Genomic DNA, 23,771 nt, shown 5'->3' with positions numbered 1-23,771 from the left:
TTAGTAGACAGTTTTTTGGGAGCGAAGCATCTGAAGAAATTAGTAAACCCACATTTGAAAATACACACACAAAACACTAATAAACAGCTATTTATGCAATAAAAAAATCAAGAAAAACGTATCTAATCTAGCGAAGAACCTTATATTTTGCACCACTTTTGCACAGTATAGCATGAGTTACTAATAGAATATTAAACCCAAAAAAACATTACAATGAAAACTACTGAAATCAACGCAGCAAAACTTGGACTGGAAAAAGGATATTATCTATTACTCATGGCTATACTAGAGACTCCCGAGTCTAAGAATGAAGATGAGGACTAGTCACACCCGAGCGCTTTATACAACTATATACTTTTAGACCATCTATCTTTTACAGCAGATAGGTGGTTTTTTTTGCTTCCTTTCGTGGTGTTCTCCTTGCCAGCTTTACTTGTTCAAGCTGCGATTTTTATCCTACCTCCGCGTATAAAATCACAAATAAAATGTTTAATACCTGAAATACAACGAACTACAAACATCGTCCCCAATCGGTTGTTTTTTGAATAGTACGTTAAATTGATAGCTTATGTTTATGTCCATCATTTTCGGAATACTCTTTATCATCCTTGCATTACATCTGATTATGCGATATAGAGGCCAAGCGGGCGCAAGACATTGCAGCAGAACGAATCGATAACATTTTTAAAATATTCGCACTATGAAAACTATTCTCAAAACCCTCAGCTTATGTCTAGCCTATGTACTGGTTACATTCCAGGTGCAGGCACAAGACAGCACGGCAGTGCAGCCCCAAAGGGGGGACTTAGATTTTGCGGCCAAAGCCATGGCCAGAAATGCCTTCGAAATCCAGGCGGCTAATATAGCCCTTCAAAAATCTCAAAACGAGACCATAAAGCACTATGCGCAAATGATGGTCAGCGATCATACCGCGGCTGGTGAACAATTGACCACCCTCGTGCAACAAAAAAATTGGGAACTTGGAAAGGCAGATGACCAGAAATACGAGCAAATGATCCAACAACTGAATGATGCAGATGCAGCTTCTTTCGATCAGCTTTATGCCGATTTGATGGCCCAGACACATACAGAAGCCATCGAGCTTTTTAAACAAGCTGCTGAAGGCAATGCGACCACCGACAATGAATTAAAACAATTCGCCAATGAAAAGATACCGGGCTTTCAAAGTCATCTTGATCAGATTAAAACTTTCAAGCCGACTAAGATGAGCACCGACATACGCGACTCGGTCCCGAATCCAAAAGACACGACACATAAAAAACCCTTACCAAAACGGTAAGTTAATTTTTATATATTTTTCACTTCACTATCTTTTACAGCTAGGGGTCCAAAGAACGCTACTTTGGTCCCCTTATCTTTCACCTTTGCCTATGGACCTGACATATGATTATATCCACGAGCTGCGCAACCGTCAAATGGCCTTGCGCGCCAAAATCGAAGCTAGCCCTATTGCTGGCGAGATACAGTTTGTATATGGGGAGGATTATTATCAAGAAGAAGCCAGGAGCATGGGATTGCGGATGATCCGAGATGGATTAGACCTTGAAGGGGAGCAGATGATTCTGGAATTCACCCGCGAACACTACCCTACATATGTAGAAGAGGAGCTGAAGTGGATCAGCAAAATGATGCGTTACCTCAATGCAGTCACGGATACGCTGATTGACAATTTATTAGCTGAACAATATATTGCCCTGCAGGGTAATATCGATCTGCCCAATGACAACGCCATCTACTATCCCATTCGCGAATTGAACGAAGAGAGCATTTTATTATTCAATCTAGATATCCTGACGTTGATCGATTTGACAAATCCCAAGGAAACGGAAAATCTCCAAGGATGGGTATATTATCGATCCGATAAAGAAATCAGCGGAAGATCATAATTTTTTAGATTTTTTGATGTTAATAGAAACGCTGGTGGGCCGCCTCTTAGGAGGTGGCTTTTCTATTTTCATCGTTCCATTTTTAGATAAATTCGGTCAAGGCTGGCCCCAATAAAAATATAGCGGGAGTATGACATCCCGCTATATGTGTTAACCTAATTTTTGAGCGTTGAGAGACGCTGCTGACCGTATGCACATAAAACACCAAACTGAACATATTGTTTAGCACCTCACATAAAATATTTGCGCTTTCTGGGGGAAATCTTTGAACAATAGTGTTGAGAGACTATGGATTTTAAGAAAAAGGAGAAGTAGTTAACACCAAATTCGGTTTTAATATATGTTTTAATTAACCTTAATGTAGCTTTTACTTAGCTAAAGACTAGGCTATGGCTATGTAAAGGCTATGTTAACCCTATGTAAACGATAGCTTATTGTATAATTTAGTCTTGATTTGACACTGACTATGTCTAGTCTTATGCACCTGGTTATTGCCCTATCCTCTTGGTCATCACGCCATCCACTTCATTTGGCGGTATGCTTTGATATGTACCGCCCCTTCTATAGCCGCGACCTTATCTTCGATGTCCCAGCGGCATAGGTATCCTTACCTATGCCGCGCCTGTGCCCTCCCTTGCTCTACCTTGTCTTACAAATGGCTAAATCTACCATACTACAAAGGGCATTCGGCACAGTTCCCAGACACTTGCTATCATCACTGTCCTATACGGAATCGAAAGTCCGCCGTATAGGACAACTATTGAACGTCCCAAAAGTAATGGAGAAAAAGGATTACAGATGGACGAAACAACGTTCGAAATGACCGAACTTTCTGTAGCAATCACCTTATGTGTCTCGTTTTATGGATAATAACTTTTAAAATACACCAAGACTATGACCTACAAAATTTTACTATGGGCTTTGCTCACTCTTTCCTTATTTTCAAGCTGTAGAAAAGATGATTTTTCATATGCGAATGAATTTGACCGAAGCTTTGACAAATGGCAAACCTTCAAGAAATCAAGCAACAATAGCTATAAATATACCCTAACCGGATATAGTTGGATAGCCTCTTCCTGGCAGACTACACTTACAGTGAAGGAAGGCAAGGTCGTAGCGCGCGATTTTTATTACAAAATCTATGAAGGTATCTTACGACCTGAAAGTGGCTGGTCAACCACGGAAGTGGATCAAATACTGAAAAACCGAAAGACGACCAAAGAAGACTTCTTTAAAGAAACGGGTATTGATTTTCTTGAAACGTTACAATGGATTGAAAAGTCGGGCGAATTAGGGACAAAACCGACCCACTATTCTTCTGCTAGTCCGCTTTACACCTTGGACGATATTTATGAAAAGGCTAAGTCCGATTGGCTCAAATACCGAGAGAATGCGAGCATTACCTTTAAAACAGAAAATAAGGGTATGATATCGGCCGTCGGTTACGGCATGAAAGGGTGTATGGATGATTGCTTTAACGGTGTGTGGATTGAGTCTATTGAAGCAATAAAGTAACTATATATTACATTTTTAGCATGGTTTCTCCTAAAGATAGCATATATCGGATTTTATGTCCCCTCCTATTTTTAGAGATTTGTACTATCGGATGCCTTATGAGACATGGGGCCACGAGCCTCCGACAATCCACATACAGCAACGTATAGTCAAAACCAAAAAAATACATGCAAGATATCATCCAAAGAATAGAAACTGCAGACTGGCAAAGAATAGCCGAAACAATGCATCAAAACGGATATGCCATTTTATCAAACTTATTGACCGACCAGCAATGCGAGACGTTGAAAGCCGAATATAATAATCCTGCAACGTACAGAAAAACAGTGGTAATGGAACGGTATCGATTTGGATTAGGTGAATATAAATACTTCAAGTATCCATTGCCTGCTGTCATTGATGAAATCCGAACACGTATTTATCCGAAACTTGTACCGATTGCGAACGCTTGGTTCAACGTATTAAATATAGGCACACGGTTCCCGTCGCGCCACGCAGAACTATTAGAACAATGCCATGAAAATGGTCAACAGCAAGCTACTGTCCTAATCCTAAAATATGGGCCAGGAGGCTTCAACACCCTGCATCAAGATCTCTATGGCGATGTCTATTTCCCTATTCAAATCGTGCTGATGCTGACCGAGCCGGATCAAGATTTTACCGGGGGCGAATTGGTGTTAACGCAACAAATTCCGAGAGCGCAATCCAAAGCCATTGTCTTGACACCAAAGAAGGGCGATGTGCTTATTTTCACGACAAACTTCAAACCCGAAAAGGGAATAAAGGGCTACTATCGTGTCAACATGAAGCATGGAGTTAGTGAGGTAAAGACCGGCGAAAGATATACCCTGGGTATTATCTTTCATGATGCGATAAGTTAGGGTATGGTCCAGCATACCGAAATTCGAGACAACGATTTACGGAGCAAAATCCGAAGGCAAGAAATCCGCTTTGGTGGAAATCGAAAATTGAGAATATATGGATTATTGGGCTGTACCTCCGGCAAACGTATGAAACGGGAAAACCGAGTTTTCTTTACATCAATCGAAGATGCCCAGCAAAATAATTACCGTCCATGTGGACATTGTCTGAAGGAGGCATACCAAAATTGGAAAAATAATAGAAGTGGCCGACATGCGCTGAATACTTCGGGATGAAATTACTGATTATCATTGCTCCGAAACGGTGTTATTCAGCGGATCTCGGGACGGTGGATTTCCCAACAGTATCGTCTGTCTTATCTCGGTCAATGTTGTCTAACGGTACACCACTGCTCCCTTCGGGCTTGGCTGCTGGGGTATCAATCGTATCACTCCGTCGCAGATCATTCAGTGGCACGCCGGTATTCTTATCGAGGTGTTGGTGTGCCGTATCGGCCATATCAGTAGTTTGGCCGTCGCGATTACCGCCACAGGAATACCACATCAGGGGAAGAGCGAATATGCTTATTAGTAGGACTACGTTTTTCATCTCCTATCGTTATTTTGGTGTATCTGCTATTTACCCTTCGTATTTTTCAGTTTGTCGGCCAAGGTCGCTTCATCGGTCAAATCGAGTCGTAAGGGAGTAATAGAGACCAAGTCATTTTCAACTGCCCATCGATCGGTACCTTCATCGGCAGCTTCGAGTGGCGATACGGTAAACCAATAATGCTTGCGGCCCATGGGGTCGGTACCCGGTATAATAGTGCCGTCGTATAGCCGTACGGACTGTCGCGTCCATACGATATCTGTTGGATGGGGCGGGAAATTGACATTATATAAAGCGAGCTCGATATTGGGCAAGAGCAACTCCAATACCTGCTCCACATACGACTCCAACGCTTCAAAATCAGGCTCAGTCTTGCCTACGGGGGTGCTCAAGGCAATACCCTTGATACCAAAAAGCACCGCTTGCTTCGCGGCGGCCAATGTACCCGAATGCCACATAGAGTTGCCTAAATTAGGACCCATATTGATTCCCGACAAGACAACATCTACATCGCTCCACAGGTGGGTACCCATGGCCACACAATCAGCAGGGGTACCATTTACCCGGTAGGCTTCTATATCTTGAAACTCTATAGGTGACTTTTTATAGCTTAATGGACGCGAATGGGTCACGGCGTGTCCCATGGACGACTGCTCGACATCGGGGGCTACCACCTTTACCTGTCCAAATTTCTTGGCCACCTTTGCTAGAGCAGCTATTCCTGGGCTATATATACCATCGTCATTCGTTATCAAGATTCTCATAGTTTTCAGCAGATAAATATTTCGTATACTATAACAACAAATGGACCTTGCAAATGTTTATGTATAAAGGTAAACCATGAGACAAGCACTTTTATTGCACAATCCGGGGGCCGGAGACGAAGACCATCTGAAGGCCGACTTGGTCCAGGCCATAGAGAAAGAAGAATACAGTTGTGTCTATTGTTCGGTCAAAAAGGATGATAGTTGGAAACAACAATTAGATCAAGCCGATTTTGCGGTAATAGCGGGTGGCGATGGGACCGTCAGAAGGGTGGTCAAAGAATTGGTACTCCGCAACGCACTAGCGAAAAAAATCCCTTTGGCAATATTGCCCATGGGAACAGCCAATAATTTATCTCGTGCACTGGGAATTGACAGTACACTCAAGTATAGCAAGCATATCAAAAAATGGAAAAAAAGTGAAATCCAACGATTTGATGTGGGTGTGATTAAAAATGCAGACGCGACCGACTTTTTTTTAGAAGGTGCTGGCTATGGGCTATTCCCCAATTTGATGCAACGGATGGATGAACTTGATAAAAAGGAGGTCGAGAACGCCGAGGACGAACTAGTCCTTGCATTAGAACTGCTCCACGATATTGTACTACATGCGCAGGCCGAAAAGTACATCATTAAAGCTGATGGTGGTGTGCATGAAGGGAAATGCCTTTTACTGGAAGTGATGAATATTCCATCGATAGGCCCCAACCTAGTTTTATCTCCAGAAGCAACAATGGATGATGGCCTTTTTAATGTGGTCCTTATTGAGGAAAATCAGCGTGAGGAGTTTGCAACCTATATCCAACTGTTGATAAAAGGCCGAGATGTATCATTTACCTGGAAGACTTTTAAAGCTAAAGCACTCACCATTGAATGTGATGGTCCGTATATGCATGTAGATGATGAATTGGTGCTTCCGCTCAAAAATCCCGTATTGATGGAGGTGCGAGAAGATGTGCTTCAATTTATGATTAACAGATTATCTTAAAAAAACTGCAGCCCTTCACGATGGAAGGGCTACAGCTGTAATCACTAATTTATGGAGAGATAAGAATGTTTTAAGCCACTTGGCCCGTATTGGCCTCTTTCATCGCGATGGTCGTGAGCAACACATCCGTGTCTTTTTCTTCGGCAAGTGTGGTAGCCAAGAGTTCCTCAGCCTCTGTATGCTCCATAAGCCTAGCATAAGTCACTAAACATCCGTAACTCGCTATCTCATAATGCTCTACCTTTTGCGCTGCAGCAATCAAGGCTGCGTCTAGCACTTCTGGGCTATCCTCAAATTCATCAGCAATTTCTTCCGCTTCCTTTAGAAGCCCTTCCATTGCCTTACATTTTTTACCTCTGGGCGTCATCCCCAGTGTAGAGAATACGGATTTCAATCGGTCGATATGTCCCTCGGTCTGCTCATAATGCGTCTCGAATGCCTGTTGTAATTTCTGATTTTGCGCGGTGGTGGCCAACTTCTTCAGGCCTTTTAAAAGTTGCCTTTCTGCTCCGAGAATATCTTTCAATTCGTCTACAAATAATTCGTGGAGATGCGCATTGGGCATGTTGCCGTTGGTGTTTCTTGCTGCCATAACTTTCTATTTTTATGAGTGTAATTATAGTATAATAACGTCGACCTAAGTCGTTAGTTTGCCCATTCATGCACAATACGTACCTATCATATCACATCAGGTAAAAATCACCAACACACCAGTATAAACCCCTGAAAACTAGCCTTCCACAATAAACAAAACACGAAGGCCGTTTATATAATAAACAAGCAAAATGGGGCCGTGCAACAGGGCACAGCTTATATAATAACTGCTTTTTCAGTAGATCCAAAAATGAACAGATATACGGTCTGTTCGACAAAAGAAACAGAGACACAAACAACATAGGATGCTGAAGTACAAAAGCAAGAAAGGGTCCAGATTAATCTGGACCCTTTTGATTTTATCTGACGTCTACGAGGTAGACGCTATGTGCTTCATGAATCAAGCGTTGCTTCCGGTATTGTTCAAGACCTGATTGACGATACCTTCCAAATCATCGAGATTAAAGGGCTTCTCCAAATAGGTATCAGCCCCAGCCTGTTGGGCAAGGACATGGATATCACTGTTGGCGGATACATAGATCACGGGAATATGCTTGAAATCCGGATGCTGTTTAAGCAACTGTGTCGCTTTGATTCCTCCGATATCGGGAATCCAATTGTCCATCAAAATAATATCCGGGCGAATGGCCGTTACTTTTTCAATAATATCATGGGAGGTCTCCGAAATGGCAACTGTATATCCACATTCTTCCAAAATAATGGTACAGACTTCTAAAATATTGACATCATCATCAAAGAGCAATACGGTTTTGTTGTTCATAGGTAGTCCCTTATTGTATTAATATGTAAACAGAATGCTAATATAACAAATCCTACAGCTATTGCACAAGCGTTAAATACGTAATTAACACGTATATATCGGGTGCATCTCCCATGCTAAATCTCAATAAATTACCAATAGGGTCAAATAGAAGGAGTTGAAAGACCATCAGAGCCGGACGATGCCTGTACGAATGGTGATACATATCAAACGAAAGGGATGAGCAAGCTCATGAGGGCTAACGATTCTTCCGCCAAATCTTTTCAAGACCGATTTGCTTATATCTCTTTTCCAAATTGGAGAATCGGAGTGTTTCTTTGGACCCTAGAGCCAAGTAGCCTAAGGTCTCCAGACTGTCGTCAAATAGATTGAAGACACTGTTCTGTAATTCTTTGTCGAAGTAAATCAAAACATTGCGACATAGGATCAACTGGAATTCATTGAAAGAAGTATCTGAAACTAAATTGTGAGTAGAAAAGATCATCTTTTCTTTCAAATCGGAATGAAATCTAACCGAATCGTAATTGGCCGTATAGTATTTGGAGAAGTCTTCTACACCACCGGACAATCGATAGCTTTCGGAGTACAATTGCATTTGACTAATGGGATAAATACCGCTACTGGCTTGCTCCAGCACGCCCGGGTTGATATCCGTTACATAGACTAAGGATTTATGATAGAGATTTGCCTCTTTCAGCAATATAGCAATGGAGTAAGCTTCCTCTCCGGTGGAAGCACCGGCCAGCCAAATCCGAATAAAGGGATAAGTACCAAGCTTGGGGAATACCTCTTCACGCAAGGCCTTATAAAAGGTCGGGTCACGGAACATCTCCGTCACATTGACCGTAATCTCTTCCACAAATCTTTGTAGATATTCGGGATGATTCAAGACCGTGTACCGCAACTCTGCGAAACTCGTAAACTTGTCAATCAGACAGATTCGATTGAGTCGGCGCTTCAAGGATGCTCTGCTATATTGCGTAAAGTCATAACCATAACGCTCCGCAACATCTGTCAAAAGAAGCTCGATATCTTCACTTTTGATAATATTGGCTCCTATCATCTAGCTCACTTCTTCAATTACCTGCAACAGTCTATCCAAATCTATGGGTTTAGGAATATAATCACTCGCCCCCGCCTCCATACATTTCTCACGGTCACCCTGCATGGCTTGGGCGGTTACCGCAATTACTGGCGTATGTCCATATAGCGCAGATGACCGGATAGCCGCAATCGCTTGATATCCGTCCATATCTGGCATCATCATATCCATAAGTACAACCGCTATAGCGCGACCGTCACCCAGCATCGCTATCCCTTCTTCTGCGCTGTTGGCAGAGACGACAAGATATCCTCTAGACTTTAGCGCCAATCGCAAAGCAAAGATATTGCGATTGTCATCGTCAATAATCAGTACTGATTTAGCCTTATCCATTACCCTAATAAAATACGTTTAGTTTTCATACAACCATACTCTTAATAGCGACAGTAATTGATCGGTATCCACCGGCTTGGAAATATAGTCCGATGCTCCCGCTACGATACACTTCTCCCGATCACCGGTCATAGCCTTTGCTGTGACGGCCATGATGGGCAATTTGGCATACGGAGCCTGCTTGCGAATGAGACGAATCGTCTCGTAGCCATCCATTTCAGGCATCATCATATCCATGAGCACGATAGCGATATCTGGATTGTTGTTCAGTTGCTCCAAAGCTTCTTTCCCGTCAGTGGCCGAAACGACCTTCATTTGATACTTTTCCAGCGCTTTTGACAGCGAGAATATATTCCGAACATCATCATCGGCAATCAAGACCTTCTTACCGCTCAAAACCTCGCTCAGCGAACCAAGCTTATTGGTCTTTCGTTTTTGGACATCAGCCGTCTTTTCTTCTACCAAATGAAGGAATAGACCGACTTCATCCAAGATTCGTTGGTACGAATGTGCCGTCTTAATAACGATAGAATCGGCATATTGTTTGATTTTGACCTCTTCGGCATGTGACAAATTTTTGCCGGTAAAGATGATAATGGGAAGGCTCTCCAAACCCTCGTTTTTCTTGATGGCCTCAAGGGTCTCATACCCAATCTGGTCCGGCACCCCCATATCCAAAATCACACAATTGACGACATCCGAGCTCAACGCTTGCACGCTCTCCTCCACATTTGATTTGATTTCTGATACAATATTGAAATTACTCAGGAAGTAAGAAAGAGCAGCGGCATGCTTAGGATTTTCTTCGACAATCAATACTTTCTTGGGGTAGCGGGTCAAGGCATCGTCGATTTTTTTGAACATCTCCCCAATCTGCTCAATCGCAACAGGTTTGTTAATGAAATCAATAGCTCCTTTCAGGAGGCTTTCCTTTTTCACTTTGAGCGAAGACATGATGTGTACAGGAATGTGCCTAGTCTCCGGATTGCTCTTGATTTCGTCCATCACCTGCCATCCGTCCTTAATGGGCAATTGAATATCTAATAAGATGGCTATAGGACGATATTTTAGGGCAAAGCCGGCCGCAATATCTCCCCTGACGACTACCACACCTTTGTAATGCTGTTGACGCGTAAACTTGAGCAAGGCTTTTGCAAAATTAACATCGTCCTCCACAATCAAAATGACCTTATCGCCTGCTGATATGTGGTCACGGTCATCTTCAACGTCGGGCGGTATTTCGTACACCGTATTTGGACTAGCAATCTCTGCAACCAACGCGTTGACCTCCTGCACATCTGCAGTAATAATATCAATCAATTCTTCCGAGGCTGGCTTAGCGACCTCAGTTGCTTTCTTCTTTGGAACGATTAGACTGAACGTACTGCCTTCGCCTTCTTTGCTCGTCAGCTGAATTTCGCCACCCAATAATCGTGCGATTTCGCGACTAATGGAAAGCCCTAATCCTGTCCCTCCAAATTTTCGTCGAGTAGAGCCGTCCGCCTGTTGAAAAGCTTCAAATATTATCTTTTGCTTGTCATCAGCGATTCCTATCCCGGTATCTTGCACGGCAAAAACGATACAATCTATGTTGCGCGGGTCCTCAGTGATTGAAAGGGTGATTCTCCCTTTGGTTGTAAATTTGATGGCGTTGGACAGCAAATTACGTAACACTTGATCCAATCGGAGACGGTCGATCTCAATTGTACTTTGCAATTCTGGCTGCACCGTAATATGGAGTTCAAGTGATTTGTCTTTTACAATGGGCAGAAAGAGGCTATTAAGGTCGTGTACAACATCCGATAAAGGGACATGCTGATAATCAAGCTCCATCTTTCCCGACTCTATCTTAGAAAGGTCGAGAATCTCATCGATAAGGCTCAACAGACTGGTACCCGAACTCTGGATGACTTTTGCCGATTCGACCTGATCTTCATTCAGATTTTCTTCCGTATTCTCTGACATCAATCGAGAGAGAAGAAGTATAGAATTGAGCGGAGTGCGCAACTCATGGGACATATTGGCCAAAAACTCAGATTTGTATTTTGTACTCATGGCCAATTCCTCGGCCTTTTGTTGAATTTCTAAATTGCGCTCTGCTATCAATTGATTTTTCTCCTCCAACATCTGAGACCTTTCTTCCAATTCTTCGTTGGATTGAACAAGTTCCTCTTGTTGCACGCGAAGTTCTTCTTCAGATGATTGCAACTTTTGGGTCTGTGCTTCCAATTCGGTATTTAAATTCTCCAACTCAGCATGTTGGGCCTGCAGCTCTTCGGTTTGGGCCTGTGTTTCTTCTAAAAGTTTCTGCACTTGATCTCGACTTTTGGCCGCAGCAATCGCAATTCCGACATTGCGGGTAGCCTCTACATAGAAGGGCATTTGTACATTTTCAAAAGGATCGATTCCGCCCAATTCGATTACCCCAATACAACGGTAATCAACGAAAACAGGTAATAGAAGTAAATGTTCGATATGTAATTGTCCATTTGCAAAAGAGACGACATAATCCTTGTCATGAAGGTTTTCGAATCTTTTTAACTTGCCTTCTTGAAATACTTGTCCGACCATCCCTTCCCCTGGAGACAATGACCGAGGCATATGTTTTTCTAACCCGTATGCGCTCTTTAACAGGAGCTTATCCTGCTCCAATAGATAAAATGCGCCATTGATAGAGCCGCCATAGTTGACAAGATGGTGTAGTGCATCTGAAATCAAAGCTTGCTCGGTTTTATTCCCGACCAAAGTTTCATTAAGCTGGGCCAATCCTGTCTGCCGCCATTCGTTGTTGTTCAACTCATCAAACGAGTGCTTTAAGGCCCCCGCCATTTCATTGAGAGATCCGGCCAAACTTCCCAAATCATCCTGTTCCAAATCGTTGACATGGACAGTATAGTCGCCACCTGCTATCTGATTGGCGATTCGTTGGGTCACTTTTAAGCGACGACCGATTTCTTCATCTTTCTTCTTAAGGGATTGTTGAAGCGCCTCTCTTTTTATAAAATCTTCCCGAATACGCAGGTAGAATATAAGGGTAATCAAGAGTGAAATGATAGCCGCAGCCACAACAAAGATAGACGTATAGTGCGATGATCTATTGAGCTCGGCTGATCGCTTGTCCAATAACAAACCTTCTGTATCGATAAAGCTGGCGATGACCTGCCGGCAGCTATCCATATACTGCTTACCTTCTTCTAGTTGGGCCAGCGTGACCTCCCCACCTTGTTTTCGTATGTTTATCAGATTGGTCAATATACCCAACCGAGATTCTACCAAGGATTTTAAGGTATCGGCAGATCGTCTCTGCGCCGGATTATCAGCAACCAGCTCTTGCGTGAGCGTCAACGATCGCGGCAAAGATTGTACACTGTTGAGATAGGGTTCTAAAAAGCTCTCTTTACCGGTCAGATGATAACCTCTTTGGCCAGTCTCCGCATTTTGTAAATCATTGAGCACTTTATTGGCTGATGCAATGACCCGCCGACTGTGATCGACTTTGGCCCTGTTGTTGATCTGCTCTTTGATACTGGTATAAGATGCTATTGAACTTGCCAACAACAGAATCAAAGAGATTCCAAAGCCAACCTGTAGATTTCTTAAAAAGGGTTTAGGCATGTGCACTAATTTAAAGGTAATGTGAAATAAAACGTCGACCCCTGTCCTAATTGGCTCGTAGTGCCGACAGTACCATTATGCTGTTTGATAATTTCCGAACAAATGTACAATCCTATCCCTAGGCCTTGGAATCGGAGCGAGGACTCTTCCACCCTGTAAAATTTGCCGAAAATATTTCCAAGCTTATGCTCGGGTATGCCAATCCCAAAATCAGTGACACTCACCCTAATCTGCCCCTCCGACCGCTCGGTCTTGACAACAACCTGATTGGAATTGGGTGCATACTTAATAGCATTGGTCAGATAATTGATCAAGACCTGTTCTATCCGAATTTCATCTCCAACGACCGTCTCTTCTATCCTATCGCCCTGCCGCTGAATATCTAATTGGCTATTCTCATGGGTATGGTAGATGGTATCTATGGCACTAGAAAGCAGATTTTCAAAATCAAAACTCTTTTTGGTAATTTTCAGCTTGCCATTTTCTATCTTGGAGATATCCAATAAATCGGTAATGAGGCTATTCAACTTAGAAACCTGATGTTGTACTTTGTTGATATATTTACGAGAAGGATCTTGTTCGGGAGCATCGATGGTCCTTGAAAGCAGCTGTGCATAGGCTTTGATACTAGTGAGGGGAGTTTTGAGTTCGTGGCTCGCGATGCTCAAGAATTCGTCTTTCTTTTTTTCTATCTGCTTCTGGTCATCGATATCGGTGAAGGTTCCAACCCACTTGATGTTGTTGTTCTTTTCTTTGATGGGAGCAATACGAAGCAAGTGAAACCTGAATAGCTCGGCTTGCCTTTCCTTGATTCGGACCTCCAACTCTAGCGGTACTTCTCTCATGCGGGCATCTAGCCACAGGGACAAAATCTCTGGATCTTCGGGATGGGTCTCCGGAAAGCTGGTGGCAGAAGCAGCATATCCTAGCCATTTGTTGTTCACGAATTCAATCTGTCCCTGAGCATCTGCAGTAAAGGCCAATTGCGGAAGAGACTCCAGAGTAGAGTGCAATTGATCCACTTGATCCTTCAACTCTTGTTGGGCTCGCTTCCGCTCCTCTATTTCGGAGCGTAGTGCACGTTGCGTCTCGTTAAGGGCCAAAGTCTGTTCATAGAGGCGGTAGAAGGTCTTCACCTTCAACATAAGAATATCAGGATCAACAGGTTTAGTCACATAATCTATTCCGCCGGAGGCATATCCTCTGGTGATAAATTTTTTATCTTTATTGACTGCGGATAGAAAAATAACGGGAATTTCTTTGGTCTTATTAAATCCAGAGAGGGTCTCGGCGACCTCGAATCCGTCCATACCCGGCATCTGCACATCCATGATGATTAAGGCATAGTCATTCTTCAATACCTTTTTTAACGCCTCTTCTCCGGATAGGGCTGTATCGACCAAAAAATCTTTGGATTCGAGTAGTTTTTGAAGTGAATAAATATTCTCTACTTGGTCGTCAACAATTAAAATCATAGTTAGTCGGTCTCCCTGATCTGTTGAATAATGGCTTATTTTCTGCAGCCTTTTGAAGATTAAAGTTTTAAAAATAACCAATTATTCTTGAATAATACAAGGCTTTGACCAAATCATTTGCCGGGTTCTCCAGGATAACAGCGATTAGTACAGATTAATTTACTAACTTACGAAACGGGACGCCCAGAAGGATAGCAACGTCCCATTCCACGCTCATGACTCAGGCAGCACTACAATCTTTGGTCGAAAGTTCGTCCCTTCTATTCTTTACTTACGACCCTTATCTGGAAAAATTCACCTACCTGAATCCTGCCTTTCGATCCTTTTTCGAACTAAAAGCATCAACACTAACGTTAGAGGCATTTCTAGTGATGGTGCATCCCGAAGATAGAAATTATTTGGTGGAGCGGCTCGAGGAGATTGAAGAGGAGTCTGTTGACGGCGTTGAATGTCGATTTCAACTCCAAAGTGGCGAAGGCATACTGCGTATCAGTGCTTATCCTATAGTGGAGGAAGGGAAAAAACTTCTGGTGGGGCATGCCGAAGATGTAACGATTACAAAAGAGTACAACTTGACCATCACAAAGCACAATGCCAAGAAAAATGCAATACTCAATATCCTAAGCCATGATTTGGCAGGTCCAATCGGCGTTATTGGGAACCTAGCAGAGGTGATTAAGCTGACTTCTGCAGATGGTGGTAATACCAAACTCCTCTCACAGATTGATAGCATCCACGAAATAAGCAAAAGCTGTATACAGCTGATTCAAGATTTTTTAAATCAAGAGTTTTTGCAATCCGTTAGTGTCCCACTCGTCAGACGCAGGATAGATTTTGTAAAACGTATGCATCACTTCGCTACGCAATATCGTGCAGCACAGGAAGAGCTGGGCGTACAATTTACCTGCACATCCAATACAGATGTTATTTACATTGATATTGATGAGGATAAGTTTATGCAGGTGGTCAACAATCTTATTTCAAACGCACTGAAATTTACCCCAAATGGCGGAACCATATCCCTCTATATCGAAGAAAAAGAAACCAGTGTCATACTAACGGTTGCAGATAATGGCATTGGTATTCCGGAAGAGCATCATAAAGACCTCTTTGAAAAATTCAGCCGTGCTAGGCGGAAGGGTCTACGTGGCGAATACAGCACCGGCTTAGGAATGTGGATTATCAAGACAATAATAGAATGGCATGGAGGTAGAATCTGGTTTGAAAGTGAAGTAGACCGAGGAACGACTTTCTATATCGAACTTCCTAAACATTGACTGTAAGTACAAAGTATAGCGTCCACAAACATCCGTAACGAATCCGTTAAATACCATCTGTTAGCGATTTATACCTGCTCTAAAAAGATTAATGCGTCTTCTATCCTTTCGGAGGTCTGAGGTTGGAACATTCTGCTCCTTCTGTTGTTCTATAAGTATACAGTAATTTAGAAACAAAGGATTACGCTAGGACTTCTGAGTTGCTGGAAAAGACTAATATATTTTACAGATGAAAACAGCTATAATCGGGACTTACCCACCTAGGCAGTGTGGTATCGCAACCTTCACCAAGGATCTTTACAAATCACTCACCCAATCATCGGATGAAGATCACGGAATTTTTTCAATATCAGATGGTACAGAGCATTTTTTTCCCGAAGAGGTCGTTTTCGTTATCGATAAAAATCATTTGCACAGCTATTTGCTAGCGGCCCAACTGATCAACCAAAACTACGATGCCTGTATCATCCAACATGAGTATGGCATCTTTGGTGGAGAAACAGGGAAATATATCATTGACCTATTACAGCATCTGAAAGTCCCGGTGGTGACCAACTTACATACTGTACTACAAGAACCGCATGCTAATGAACACAGGGTTCTACGCCAACTATCCCAATATAGCAGCAAGCTGACCGTCATGACGCAACGAGCCATCACGATGTTGGAACAGGTGTATCAAATCCCATCTGCAGGTGTAGCGCTCATTCCACACGGGGTACCTGACTTTGCATATAACCAAGAGACAGCCAAGAAAAAACTGGGCCTTCAAGATAAAAAAATAATGCTCAGCTTCGGCTTTTTGGGTAGAAGCAAAGGAATTGAAACGGCATTGGATGCTGTGGCACAGGTGAAAGAAAAAGATTTCCAATATATTATATTGGGCACCACTCATCCCAATATTTTGCGAGAAGAAGGTGAAGCCTACCGGATTTCACTGATGGAGAAGGTAAAAGCTCTCGGCATTGAGGATAAAGTACAATTTGTCAACCTCTTCGCGTCGGAAAGGTTGCTGGTGCAATATCTCAGTGCTTGTGATATCTATGTGACGCCCTACCCCAATGAGAACCAAATCAGCAGCGGCACACTGTCCTTTGCCATTGGTGCCGGTGCAGCTGTCATCTCAACGCCTTATTGGTATGCCAAGGATTTATTGGCCGAGGACAGAGGAATATTGTTTCCTTTCAGAGATGCGCTAGCGCTGTCTCATACAATCAATACTTTATTGGACCAGCCAAGCGAATTGATGCGATATAGAAACAATGCCGCCAGGTATGGACGACAAATGTCGTGGATTAACGTAGGGAAACGCCATCTCGCCTTGTTGGATAGTCTACAGTTGGATAAAACGATGTCGACAATCCGTCCTGACCAACCTGGTGTGTCCAAAAACATAACACCTATATTCCCAAGCAGCAACAATAGATTATCCTCTTAAAAAAATAAAATCAAATGAGCACAAAGTATCGTGAACTAATGGAGGATGCGGGTAGAGTGGGTCTCACACTAGTGGCAAATGGAATAGCAGATGACATGGTGCGGGCACTTCCTGACTTTGACTTGGCGCATATCCAACGATTGACAAATCACGTGGGAATCCTCCAACATGCAACTTACACCACGCCCAATTATCATCATGGGTATTGTCTCGACGATAATTGTCGAGCACTGTTATTGGCACTAATGGCTTACGAGCGAGAATCTTCCAAGGAGAGCCGACAACTTATCGAGACTTACCTCGCATATATTAACTATATGCAGTTAGAAAGTGGGCAGTTTAGAAATTTTTTATCCTTTGATCTCTCCTTTTTAGATGCAGGAGGCTCCGACGATAGCTACGGACGTACAATGTGGGCATTAGGATATTTACTCAGGGGCAAACATCATCCGGACTTGCAGCTACTGGGAAAAGAACTTTTCGATCGCGCTTTGCCACATGCAGGCGATTTGCGATCGAGCCGGGCAATAGGATATACCCTCATGGGGCTGGGCTTATACATGGAGCGATACCCCGAAGATAGGCGGATTAGCGATTTGATGCATGCATTGGCCAATTTTTTGGCCAGTGAGTATCATCAAAATTCGGGGCCTGAATGGCCATGGTTTGAAAAAGTTATCTCCTACGATAATGCGCTGCTCCCTTTGGGGACACTCCGTGCAGCTAGAATCTTGAAAGACGAACGCCTGATGGAGGTGGGGATGGAGAGCTTTCTATTCTTGGACTCTTTGCTTTTTGAACAGGGCTATCTCTCTACCATCGGAAATGAAACATGGTATACCGAAGGAGGCATCCGTAGCCGGTTTGGTCAACAACCCATTGAAGTCTCGTCCACAATCTTACTCTACCATGAGGTATATGAGATCACACAGCAGAAACGCTATTTGCAGCGTATGCTTACGGCTTTTCAATGGTACTTCGGTAAAAATGAGCTTCAACTGAGTGTCTACGATGACCGATCTAAAGGCTGTCGTGATGGATTGGATAGCCACGGAGTCAATCAAAATCAAGGTGCAGAAAGTACTATCTGCTTCTGGATGGCCTATCTAGATATTTGCCGCTTAATCTTATAAAAAAACTACGTAAGAGCACTTAGCAAATCTTTCAACTTTATGACTGCGTAAGTGGAAGCATAATCAGACATAGCGTATGGAATAATCAAATAATCATTGTGTATGATCTGTCCACAGGAATAAACGACATTGGGGACATATCCCTCACGTTCCTCCGCATTGGGATGCAATAAAGGTTCTTTTAGCCTGCCTATCACTTTGGTAGGGTCTTCCAAATCCAGTAGAATTGCTCCGAGCGTATACTCGCGCATAGGCCCCACACCATGTGTCAACACCAGCCAGCCTTCAGGGGTTTCGATCGGAGACCCACAGTTCCCTAATTGCACATACTCCCATGGATATTCGGGCTCTTTAAGCAATGTAATATCCTGTTGCCAATTGATGATATCCTCGGAAAAGGCAATATAATTATTTTCGCCATCTACTCTACACAACATGGCATATTTGCCATTGATCTTGCGGGGAAAAAGTGCTGCTCCTTTGTTGGCAATCTTCCCATTAATAGGCTGAACCTTAAAGTGGATAAAGTCACGAGTAGACATGAGTTTAGGCAAAATAGTGAAACCATCATAGGCGGTATATGTCGCGTAATAGGTCACTCGCCCCCTCTCCCCTTCAAAACATACAAAGCGCGCATCCTCAATTCCATTCTTTTCGGTATCGGTAATGGGAAAAATGACCCGTTCGGAAATAGAGGTGTCTAGGGAGTAGGTCATTTCATAGTGAGAGGACGCCAACCACATGATTTGCGACATCAATGTCTTACTATCCAAGCTCAGCTCATTTTCCTGTTGCATCTCCACCACGTATCTCCGCAACTCCTCATAAGTGAAGGAATCAGCCAATTTAGCTTCGATAATGTCCAACACCTTCTCTTCGGGATCATGCATTTGCAACAGCTTTTCTATAAATTCGCTCTTTTGATACCGATGACTTTTGAATAATTTAGGCCTTTCCAATAATTTGCCAACCTCATCCAAATGGATATTGAGATCCTGATCGATGATTGCCGACCGAAATACAATGGATGACACATGTCCCTCACCGGTGGCTCTAAAGCTCAAAATAATACGTTTCTCTCCTTCGCGCAGTTGGGTCTGATCGGGAGCTATCACAACCGAGGGATTAAAAAAAGCCGCTGCTTCGATGGAATACTCCATTGTAAAATAAGCGCCAATCAGCAACTTGTCCTTGTAGGAAACATCTTCGGCTTTAACATCCATCTCCTTTAAGATGGATTCCGTTCTTTTATAATTCTTTTCCAAAATACTGACTACACTGCGATGACGCTTGGAAAAGTTGCGCAACACTTGATTGAGCGTGTCGGTCTTTTGTTGTTTACTCATCTGCAAGACGCGCCTTACAATCTTGATAGACCTGGCCACACTGATGTTAAAGTATCGTGCTAATACGCGTCTCGAATCAGGTCTAAAATAAATTTCTTTGCGGATAACGTTGAGGGACATAGGCTCTATTTTCTTTTTAAACGGGATTATTCCTTAAATTGTTTTCGCTATCAGCGGATAAATATTCCATTCAAGTACTTTCTGAACAACCTGTTCTACGCTTTTGCAAGGGATGATAGGTCAGGAAGTTTAACAGTCTTCAAATCAAGATCGATGATTTTTCAAACTTCATACCGAGGTGTTTTTGGGAGCGATAGGTATTTCTTTCACTTCCCTTTCACGTTCTTTCTCCTCCACATATACGGCGTAGTCTGCTGGTTTTATAGGGATGCCATTAGCAAGAGCGTATTCCCGAGTATACACAGCCCCAAAATAAAGGATTGCTGCGGTATAGTATACCCACAGCAAAATCAAGACAAGAGCGCCAGCTGCACCATAAGTAGACTCGGTACCTGATGTCTGTAAGTAAAACCCAATACCGAAACGGCCAATCACAAATAAAATTGCTGTAAAAAAAGCGCCTGACCTTACAGTCTTCCAAGCAATCTTGACATCTGGAAGCGTGCGAAATATAATGCTGAAGAGGATGAAAATGACACTAAAGCTTAGGGCGAAGTTAATAACGTCCAATAATACAACTGTGGTATCTGGAAAATACACTTGTAGTTTTTCAGTAAATGCTAAGATGATACCATTGACAACCAAGGTAACCATTAATAGAAAACCTAAACTGATGACCAGTGAAGAGGAGAGCAAACGGTCGGTAATAAGTTTCACCCATCCTCTCTTTGGCTTGGCGCGTACGTGCCAAATCCTATTGATGGAATTTTGAATATCGCCAAATACTGTGGTCGCTCCAATTAAAAGGGTCACAATACTGACCACGAGAGCCAAATTCGATTTACCAGAAAGCTTAAGATTCATGATGACTTCTTGAATCTGCCTTGCAGCACTTGGTCCGACCAGCCCTTTCATCTCCGAAAAAACCTTACCCTGTATTGCGTCCTCCCCAAAAAATATTCCGGCAAGGGAGATCATCAACACCAATATAGGCCCTATGGAGAAAATAGTATAGTAAGCTAATGAAGCACTATATTTAAGACAGTCTTCGTTCATAAAGCCTAGTCCTGTGGCTTTGAGTATGCCAACATTTTTCTTAACAAATCCTTTCTTTTTATCTTCCATCATTTTATAGACTTTAACGTGTGGAAACTCGACTGAGCTATTGTACCCTATATAAACAACAAGGATAGGGTCAAAAAGTTCGTGGCATATTAAGGAAAGGGGTAAGTTACTTGACACAAAAAAAGGTGAGATTTACTTAAATCTCACCTTCTCACTATAAGAAAGATATGTACTATAGTTTATTCAACCAATTTTCCACTTCGTCTTTGGTCTTGCCGGTTTTCTTTTGAAGGCGTCCCAACAATTCGTCTTCCTTACCTTCTGCGTATAGTAAATCATCGTCTGTCAAATCAGCATAAGACTGTTTTACCTTACCTTTTAACTCATTCCAACGACCTTTCCAAGTTAACTCACTCATAATAATTCCTCCTTTTTAATTGTTAATGTTCGTAAATGATATTGTATATAAAGAACAGCTGAAAGCGCGATTTGTTTTTCATCAACATAATTTTCCTAGTCGGCTGATGAGAGCTCGCCACATAGGGCTCGGTTTCATCAACATAATTTTCCTAGTCGGCTGATGAGAGCTCGCCACATAGGGCTCGGTTTCATCAACATAATTTTCCTCCCTTGCTGAGGAGGAAACTATACGTTTAAATCAGTGTCATCGGAAATAGGTCTTATTGGATCTCGTCCTATGAATCGCTCCTTCCCTAATAAAAACTGAATAGCACGCTCCACATTTCGGTGGATACTGGTCTCTGTCTTTAATGAAGAAATGTATCGAGCAATCTCTAATCTCAGCGATGGGGCAAGCGAATCAAAGACACGCTGTGCATCTTGTTGCTGTTCAAGCGCTTGGGACAGCAAGGGATGCATGGGAAATATAGTAGGCTGGTCGTCGTAAAACAAAGCAAATGTAGCGGCATCCCCAACCTGTTTGCCAGTAGACTTAAGCATAGGTCCATTGACATATAGACGCCAGTAACCTGCATATTTGACCAATGTCTGTCTGAATTCTTTTCCATCAATAAACAAGATTACTCGAATCTTTCCTTTATGCTGCCCGGCTTGCCTAGTCAAATCCGCGACAAGCTCGTCTGGCACAAAAACAAAGGGATTGATTCCAATCTTATCGATGGTCGCTGTGAACATAGTAGTCAATATTATAAAGATGTACGACTATAAAATTAATAAAATCGGGCATTCAAAAAATCATCTGTCGGCTACTCGGGCATCACCTTATAAGTAGGATCGTCTTCGACATTTACTTCGATTATACCTGAGGCATTGGCCAATAGACGACGGCAATCTTCGCTGAGATGTCTTAATACCACCTGCTTGCCTTGGGCAGCATATTTGGCCGTGAGTTTATGTAAAGTATCGATAGCAGTCATATCTACGACCCTGCTTTCCTTAAAATCAATAATAATGCGAGCGGAATCTTCCTGTGGATTAAATTTTTCCATGAAATGATCGGCCGAACCAAAAAAAAGGGGGCCATATACTTCATAGACTTTATTTCCCATTGGATCTATTGTCTTGCGTGTCCGGATACGCTTCGCATTGTCCCAAGCAAATACTAATGCCGAAATAACAACTCCGACCAAAACGGCTAGCGCAAGATTGTGCAAGAGAACGGTTATAGCAGCGACAAGAATGCCAACAAAAATATCTGAACGGGGCATCTTATTGATAATACGTACAGATACCCACTGAAATGTCCCGATGGCGACCATTACCATCACACCGACTAATGCGGCCATAGGAATCCGTTCGATGATGGGGCTTCCCACCAAGATGATGACCAATATGGTCACGGCACCAATAATGGCAGAGAGTCGAGCCCTAGAGCCTGCATTCAGGTTGACCAATGTCTGTGCAACCATAGCACAGCCTCCCATTCCCCCGAAAAAACCATTCACCACATTGGCGGTACCTTGGGCCATCGCCTCGCGATTGGAATTGCCTTTGGTAGCTGTAATCTCATCAACCATGGACAGCGTCAACAGGGACTCGATGAGTCCTACACCTGCCATGACTAGTGCATAAGGAAAAATAAGCTGCAAGGTGTCCCAGTTAAAAGGGACAAGCGGTATATGAAAAGACGGTAAGGATCCGCTTACAGATGCAATACTGGCCACGGTCTTCGTCTCCACTCCGCCCAGTAACACAATCATAAAAACAATGAGAATGGCGACTAAGGAAGCAGGGACGGCCTTGGTCAATCGCGGAAAGAAATAAACGATAGCCATAGTGAGTAAGGTGAGCGCTAACATGATATACAATGGGGTGCCCGATAGCCACTGGCTGACACCATTTTCTACAATCTTAAATTGGTGAATTTGCGCCATAAAGATAATGATAGCAAGGCCATTCAAAAAACCATACATCACGGGTTGAGGAATGAGACGTACAAATTTGCCCCATCGAAATAACCCGACTAGAAATTGCAGGACCCCTGCTAAGATGATGGCGGCAAATAGATATTGTACCCCGTGTGTGGCCGAAAGGGCCATGAGAACTACGATGGTAGCACCAGCCCCGCCTGATACCATTCCTGGTCGTCCTCCTAATATCGCCGTGACCAACCCCATCAAAAATGCAGCATAGAGACCTGTCAAGGGGCTAAGGCCTGCTAGAATCGCAAAAGAAAGTGATTCCGGAATCATTGTCATCGCGACGGTCAACCCAGCCAACACTTCGGTCCTGTAGTTTACTTTTTGTTTGAAATCAAACCATTTAGAAAAGGTATCCATTGTATACAAATATAGGTGCTTCCACGCAAAAATAAACTATGGAACCTTGGACAGAAAAATACGTGTTATCCCCCGGCAAATACCCTATT

The 23,771-nt window shown here is 42.9% G+C and carries 22 protein-coding genes and 1 pseudogene; 9 read left to right on the top strand and 14 right to left on the bottom strand.

Annotation, left to right across the window (positions count from 1 at the left end):
* Nucleotides 1–700 precede the first annotated feature (700 nt).
* From OQ289_RS00745 to OQ289_RS22090, 5 genes and pseudogenes are all read left to right on the top strand, one after another.
* Nucleotides 701–1,300: a DUF4142 domain-containing protein gene (locus tag OQ289_RS00745; RefSeq protein WP_270088970.1), complete on the top strand. Its 600-nt coding sequence runs from the start codon at nt 701–703 to the stop codon at nt 1,298–1,300.
* A 91-nt stretch (nt 1,301–1,391) separates the two neighbouring features.
* Nucleotides 1,392–1,907: a hypothetical protein gene (locus OQ289_RS00740; protein WP_270088969.1), complete on the top strand. Its 516-nt coding sequence runs from the start codon at nt 1,392–1,394 to the stop codon at nt 1,905–1,907.
* Between the two features lie 894 nt (nt 1,908–2,801).
* The gene (locus tag OQ289_RS00735; RefSeq protein WP_270088968.1) at nt 2,802–3,422 is read left to right on the top strand and encodes a hypothetical protein; all 621 of its coding nucleotides are present in this window, start codon (nt 2,802–2,804) and stop codon (nt 3,420–3,422) included.
* A 167-nt stretch (nt 3,423–3,589) separates the two neighbouring features.
* Nucleotides 3,590–4,303, top strand: coding sequence for a 2OG-Fe(II) oxygenase (locus OQ289_RS00730; protein WP_270088967.1), 714 nt, complete (start codon nt 3,590–3,592; stop codon nt 4,301–4,303).
* A gap of 3 nt (nt 4,304–4,306) precedes the next feature.
* Nucleotides 4,307–4,450: pseudogene (locus tag OQ289_RS22090) on the top strand (Ada metal-binding domain-containing protein); the annotation flags it as partial.
* A gap of 7 nt (nt 4,451–4,457) precedes the next feature.
* Here OQ289_RS22090 and OQ289_RS00725 read toward each other — a convergent pair.
* Genes OQ289_RS00725 through surE form a run of 3 tightly spaced genes read right to left on the bottom strand, consistent with a single transcriptional unit; the run spans nt 4,458 to nt 5,656 of the window.
* Entirely contained in the window at nt 4,458–4,595 is a 138-nt protein-coding gene (locus OQ289_RS00725) for a hypothetical protein (RefSeq protein ID WP_270090889.1), read from the bottom strand.
* 15 nt (nt 4,596–4,610) lie between these two features.
* Nucleotides 4,611–4,892 (bottom strand): hypothetical protein, encoded by a 282-nt coding sequence (locus OQ289_RS00720; protein ID WP_270088966.1) that lies wholly within the window; start codon nt 4,890–4,892, stop codon nt 4,611–4,613.
* A 26-nt stretch (nt 4,893–4,918) separates the two neighbouring features.
* Nucleotides 4,919–5,656, bottom strand: a complete 738-nt coding sequence (gene surE / locus OQ289_RS00715) for a 5'/3'-nucleotidase SurE (RefSeq protein WP_270088965.1) — start codon at nt 5,654–5,656, stop codon at nt 4,919–4,921.
* 76 nt (nt 5,657–5,732) lie between these two features.
* Here surE and OQ289_RS00710 point away from each other — a divergent pair, with 76 nt between their 5' ends.
* Nucleotides 5,733–6,644: a diacylglycerol/lipid kinase family protein gene (locus tag OQ289_RS00710; RefSeq protein ID WP_270088964.1), complete on the top strand. Its 912-nt coding sequence runs from the start codon at nt 5,733–5,735 to the stop codon at nt 6,642–6,644.
* A 70-nt stretch (nt 6,645–6,714) separates the two neighbouring features.
* On the opposite strand, the gene OQ289_RS00705 is transcribed toward OQ289_RS00710, so the two are convergent.
* From OQ289_RS00705 to OQ289_RS00680, 6 genes are all read right to left on the bottom strand, one after another.
* Complete coding sequence (locus OQ289_RS00705; RefSeq protein ID WP_270088963.1) at nt 6,715–7,236, bottom strand: YciE/YciF ferroxidase family protein; 522 nt, start codon at nt 7,234–7,236, stop codon at nt 6,715–6,717.
* Nucleotides 7,237–7,638: 402 nt separating this feature from the next.
* Nucleotides 7,639–8,019, bottom strand: a complete 381-nt coding sequence (locus OQ289_RS00700; protein WP_270088962.1) for a response regulator — start codon at nt 8,017–8,019, stop codon at nt 7,639–7,641.
* A gap of 238 nt (nt 8,020–8,257) precedes the next feature.
* The gene (locus tag OQ289_RS00695) at nt 8,258–9,082 is read right to left on the bottom strand and encodes a CheR family methyltransferase (protein WP_270088961.1); all 825 of its coding nucleotides are present in this window, start codon (nt 9,080–9,082) and stop codon (nt 8,258–8,260) included.
* A complete protein-coding gene (locus OQ289_RS00690) occupies nt 9,083–9,454 on the bottom strand; it encodes a response regulator (RefSeq protein WP_270088960.1) in 372 nt (123 codons plus the stop codon).
* A gap of 18 nt (nt 9,455–9,472) precedes the next feature.
* Nucleotides 9,473–13,069, bottom strand: a complete 3,597-nt coding sequence (locus tag OQ289_RS00685) for a response regulator (protein ID WP_270088959.1) — start codon at nt 13,067–13,069, stop codon at nt 9,473–9,475.
* 5 nt (nt 13,070–13,074) lie between these two features.
* Nucleotides 13,075–14,544: an ATP-binding response regulator gene (locus tag OQ289_RS00680; RefSeq protein WP_270088958.1), complete on the bottom strand. Its 1,470-nt coding sequence runs from the start codon at nt 14,542–14,544 to the stop codon at nt 13,075–13,077.
* 215 nt (nt 14,545–14,759) lie between these two features.
* Here OQ289_RS00680 and OQ289_RS00675 point away from each other — a divergent pair, with 215 nt between their 5' ends.
* From OQ289_RS00675 to OQ289_RS00665, 3 genes are all read left to right on the top strand, one after another.
* Complete coding sequence (locus OQ289_RS00675) at nt 14,760–15,821, top strand: PAS domain-containing sensor histidine kinase (RefSeq protein WP_270088957.1); 1,062 nt, start codon at nt 14,760–14,762, stop codon at nt 15,819–15,821.
* A gap of 229 nt (nt 15,822–16,050) precedes the next feature.
* A complete protein-coding gene (locus OQ289_RS00670) occupies nt 16,051–17,259 on the top strand; it encodes a glycosyltransferase family 4 protein (RefSeq protein WP_270088956.1) in 1,209 nt (402 codons plus the stop codon).
* Nucleotides 17,260–17,273: 14 nt separating this feature from the next.
* A complete protein-coding gene (locus OQ289_RS00665) occupies nt 17,274–18,392 on the top strand; it encodes a hypothetical protein (protein ID WP_270088955.1) in 1,119 nt (372 codons plus the stop codon).
* Between the two features lie 5 nt (nt 18,393–18,397).
* Here OQ289_RS00665 and OQ289_RS00660 read toward each other — a convergent pair whose 3' ends face one another.
* From OQ289_RS00660 to OQ289_RS00640, 5 genes are all read right to left on the bottom strand, one after another.
* Nucleotides 18,398–19,858, bottom strand: coding sequence for a glycoside hydrolase family 130 protein (locus OQ289_RS00660; RefSeq protein WP_270088954.1), 1,461 nt, complete (start codon nt 19,856–19,858; stop codon nt 18,398–18,400).
* 168 nt (nt 19,859–20,026) lie between these two features.
* Complete coding sequence (locus OQ289_RS00655; RefSeq protein ID WP_270088953.1) at nt 20,027–20,986, bottom strand: YihY/virulence factor BrkB family protein; 960 nt, start codon at nt 20,984–20,986, stop codon at nt 20,027–20,029.
* Nucleotides 20,987–21,155: 169 nt separating this feature from the next.
* Nucleotides 21,156–21,341, bottom strand: coding sequence for a CsbD family protein (locus OQ289_RS00650; protein WP_033563726.1), 186 nt, complete (start codon nt 21,339–21,341; stop codon nt 21,156–21,158).
* Nucleotides 21,342–21,568: 227 nt separating this feature from the next.
* Nucleotides 21,569–22,078 carry a YdeI/OmpD-associated family protein gene (locus OQ289_RS00645; RefSeq protein WP_270088952.1) on the bottom strand — a complete coding sequence of 170 codons (510 nt, stop codon included), beginning with the start codon at nt 22,076–22,078 and terminating at the stop codon, nt 21,569–21,571.
* Between the two features lie 71 nt (nt 22,079–22,149).
* The gene (locus OQ289_RS00640; protein WP_270088951.1) at nt 22,150–23,682 is read right to left on the bottom strand and encodes a SulP family inorganic anion transporter; all 1,533 of its coding nucleotides are present in this window, start codon (nt 23,680–23,682) and stop codon (nt 22,150–22,152) included.
* Nucleotides 23,683–23,771: the final 89 nt, after the last annotated feature.

This window comes from Sphingobacterium sp. SYP-B4668, from assembly GCF_027627455.1.
In the GTDB taxonomy this organism is placed as follows: Bacteria; Bacteroidota; Bacteroidia; order Sphingobacteriales; family Sphingobacteriaceae; genus Sphingobacterium.
The sequence above is the reverse complement of the archived record's forward strand: the minus strand, read 5'-3'. Positions and strand labels throughout refer to the sequence as shown.

Bases quoted from the DNA above. Each gene is read 5' to 3' on its own strand.
- OQ289_RS00675 (WP_270088957.1), top strand. From the start codon at position 14,760: ATGACTCAGGCAGCACTACAATCTTTGGTCGAAAGTTCGTCCCTTCTA.
- OQ289_RS00695 (WP_270088961.1), bottom strand. From the start codon at position 9,082: ATGATAGGAGCCAATATTATCAAAAGTGAAGATATCGAGCTTCTTTTG.
- OQ289_RS00745 (WP_270088970.1), top strand. From the start codon at position 701: ATGAAAACTATTCTCAAAACCCTCAGCTTATGTCTAGCCTATGTACTG.
- OQ289_RS00720 (WP_270088966.1), bottom strand. From the start codon at position 4,892: ATGAAAAACGTAGTCCTACTAATAAGCATATTCGCTCTTCCCCTGATG.
- OQ289_RS00735 (WP_270088968.1), top strand. From the start codon at position 2,802: ATGACCTACAAAATTTTACTATGGGCTTTGCTCACTCTTTCCTTATTT.
- OQ289_RS00725 (WP_270090889.1), bottom strand. From the start codon at position 4,595: ATGATAATCAGTAATTTCATCCCGAAGTATTCAGCGCATGTCGGCCAC.
- OQ289_RS00660 (WP_270088954.1), bottom strand. From the start codon at position 19,858: ATGTCCCTCAACGTTATCCGCAAAGAAATTTATTTTAGACCTGATTCG.
- OQ289_RS00690 (WP_270088960.1), bottom strand. From the start codon at position 9,454: ATGGATAAGGCTAAATCAGTACTGATTATTGACGATGACAATCGCAAT.
- OQ289_RS00645 (WP_270088952.1), bottom strand. From the start codon at position 22,078: ATGTTCACAGCGACCATCGATAAGATTGGAATCAATCCCTTTGTTTTT.
- OQ289_RS00670 (WP_270088956.1), top strand. From the start codon at position 16,051: ATGAAAACAGCTATAATCGGGACTTACCCACCTAGGCAGTGTGGTATC.
- OQ289_RS00705 (WP_270088963.1), bottom strand. From the start codon at position 7,236: ATGGCAGCAAGAAACACCAACGGCAACATGCCCAATGCGCATCTCCAC.
- OQ289_RS00655 (WP_270088953.1), bottom strand. From the start codon at position 20,986: ATGATGGAAGATAAAAAGAAAGGATTTGTTAAGAAAAATGTTGGCATA.
- OQ289_RS00650 (WP_033563726.1), bottom strand. From the start codon at position 21,341: ATGAGTGAGTTAACTTGGAAAGGTCGTTGGAATGAGTTAAAAGGTAAG.
- OQ289_RS00640 (WP_270088951.1), bottom strand. From the start codon at position 23,682: ATGGATACCTTTTCTAAATGGTTTGATTTCAAACAAAAAGTAAACTAC.
- OQ289_RS00710 (WP_270088964.1), top strand. From the start codon at position 5,733: ATGAGACAAGCACTTTTATTGCACAATCCGGGGGCCGGAGACGAAGAC.
- OQ289_RS00680 (WP_270088958.1), bottom strand. From the start codon at position 14,544: ATGATTTTAATTGTTGACGACCAAGTAGAGAATATTTATTCACTTCAA.
- OQ289_RS00685 (WP_270088959.1), bottom strand. From the start codon at position 13,069: ATGCCTAAACCCTTTTTAAGAAATCTACAGGTTGGCTTTGGAATCTCT.
- OQ289_RS00665 (WP_270088955.1), top strand. From the start codon at position 17,274: ATGAGCACAAAGTATCGTGAACTAATGGAGGATGCGGGTAGAGTGGGT.
- OQ289_RS00700 (WP_270088962.1), bottom strand. From the start codon at position 8,019: ATGAACAACAAAACCGTATTGCTCTTTGATGATGATGTCAATATTTTA.
- OQ289_RS00730 (WP_270088967.1), top strand. From the start codon at position 3,590: ATGCAAGATATCATCCAAAGAATAGAAACTGCAGACTGGCAAAGAATA.
- OQ289_RS00740 (WP_270088969.1), top strand. From the start codon at position 1,392: ATGGACCTGACATATGATTATATCCACGAGCTGCGCAACCGTCAAATG.
- surE (WP_270088965.1), bottom strand. From the start codon at position 5,656: ATGAGAATCTTGATAACGAATGACGATGGTATATATAGCCCAGGAATA.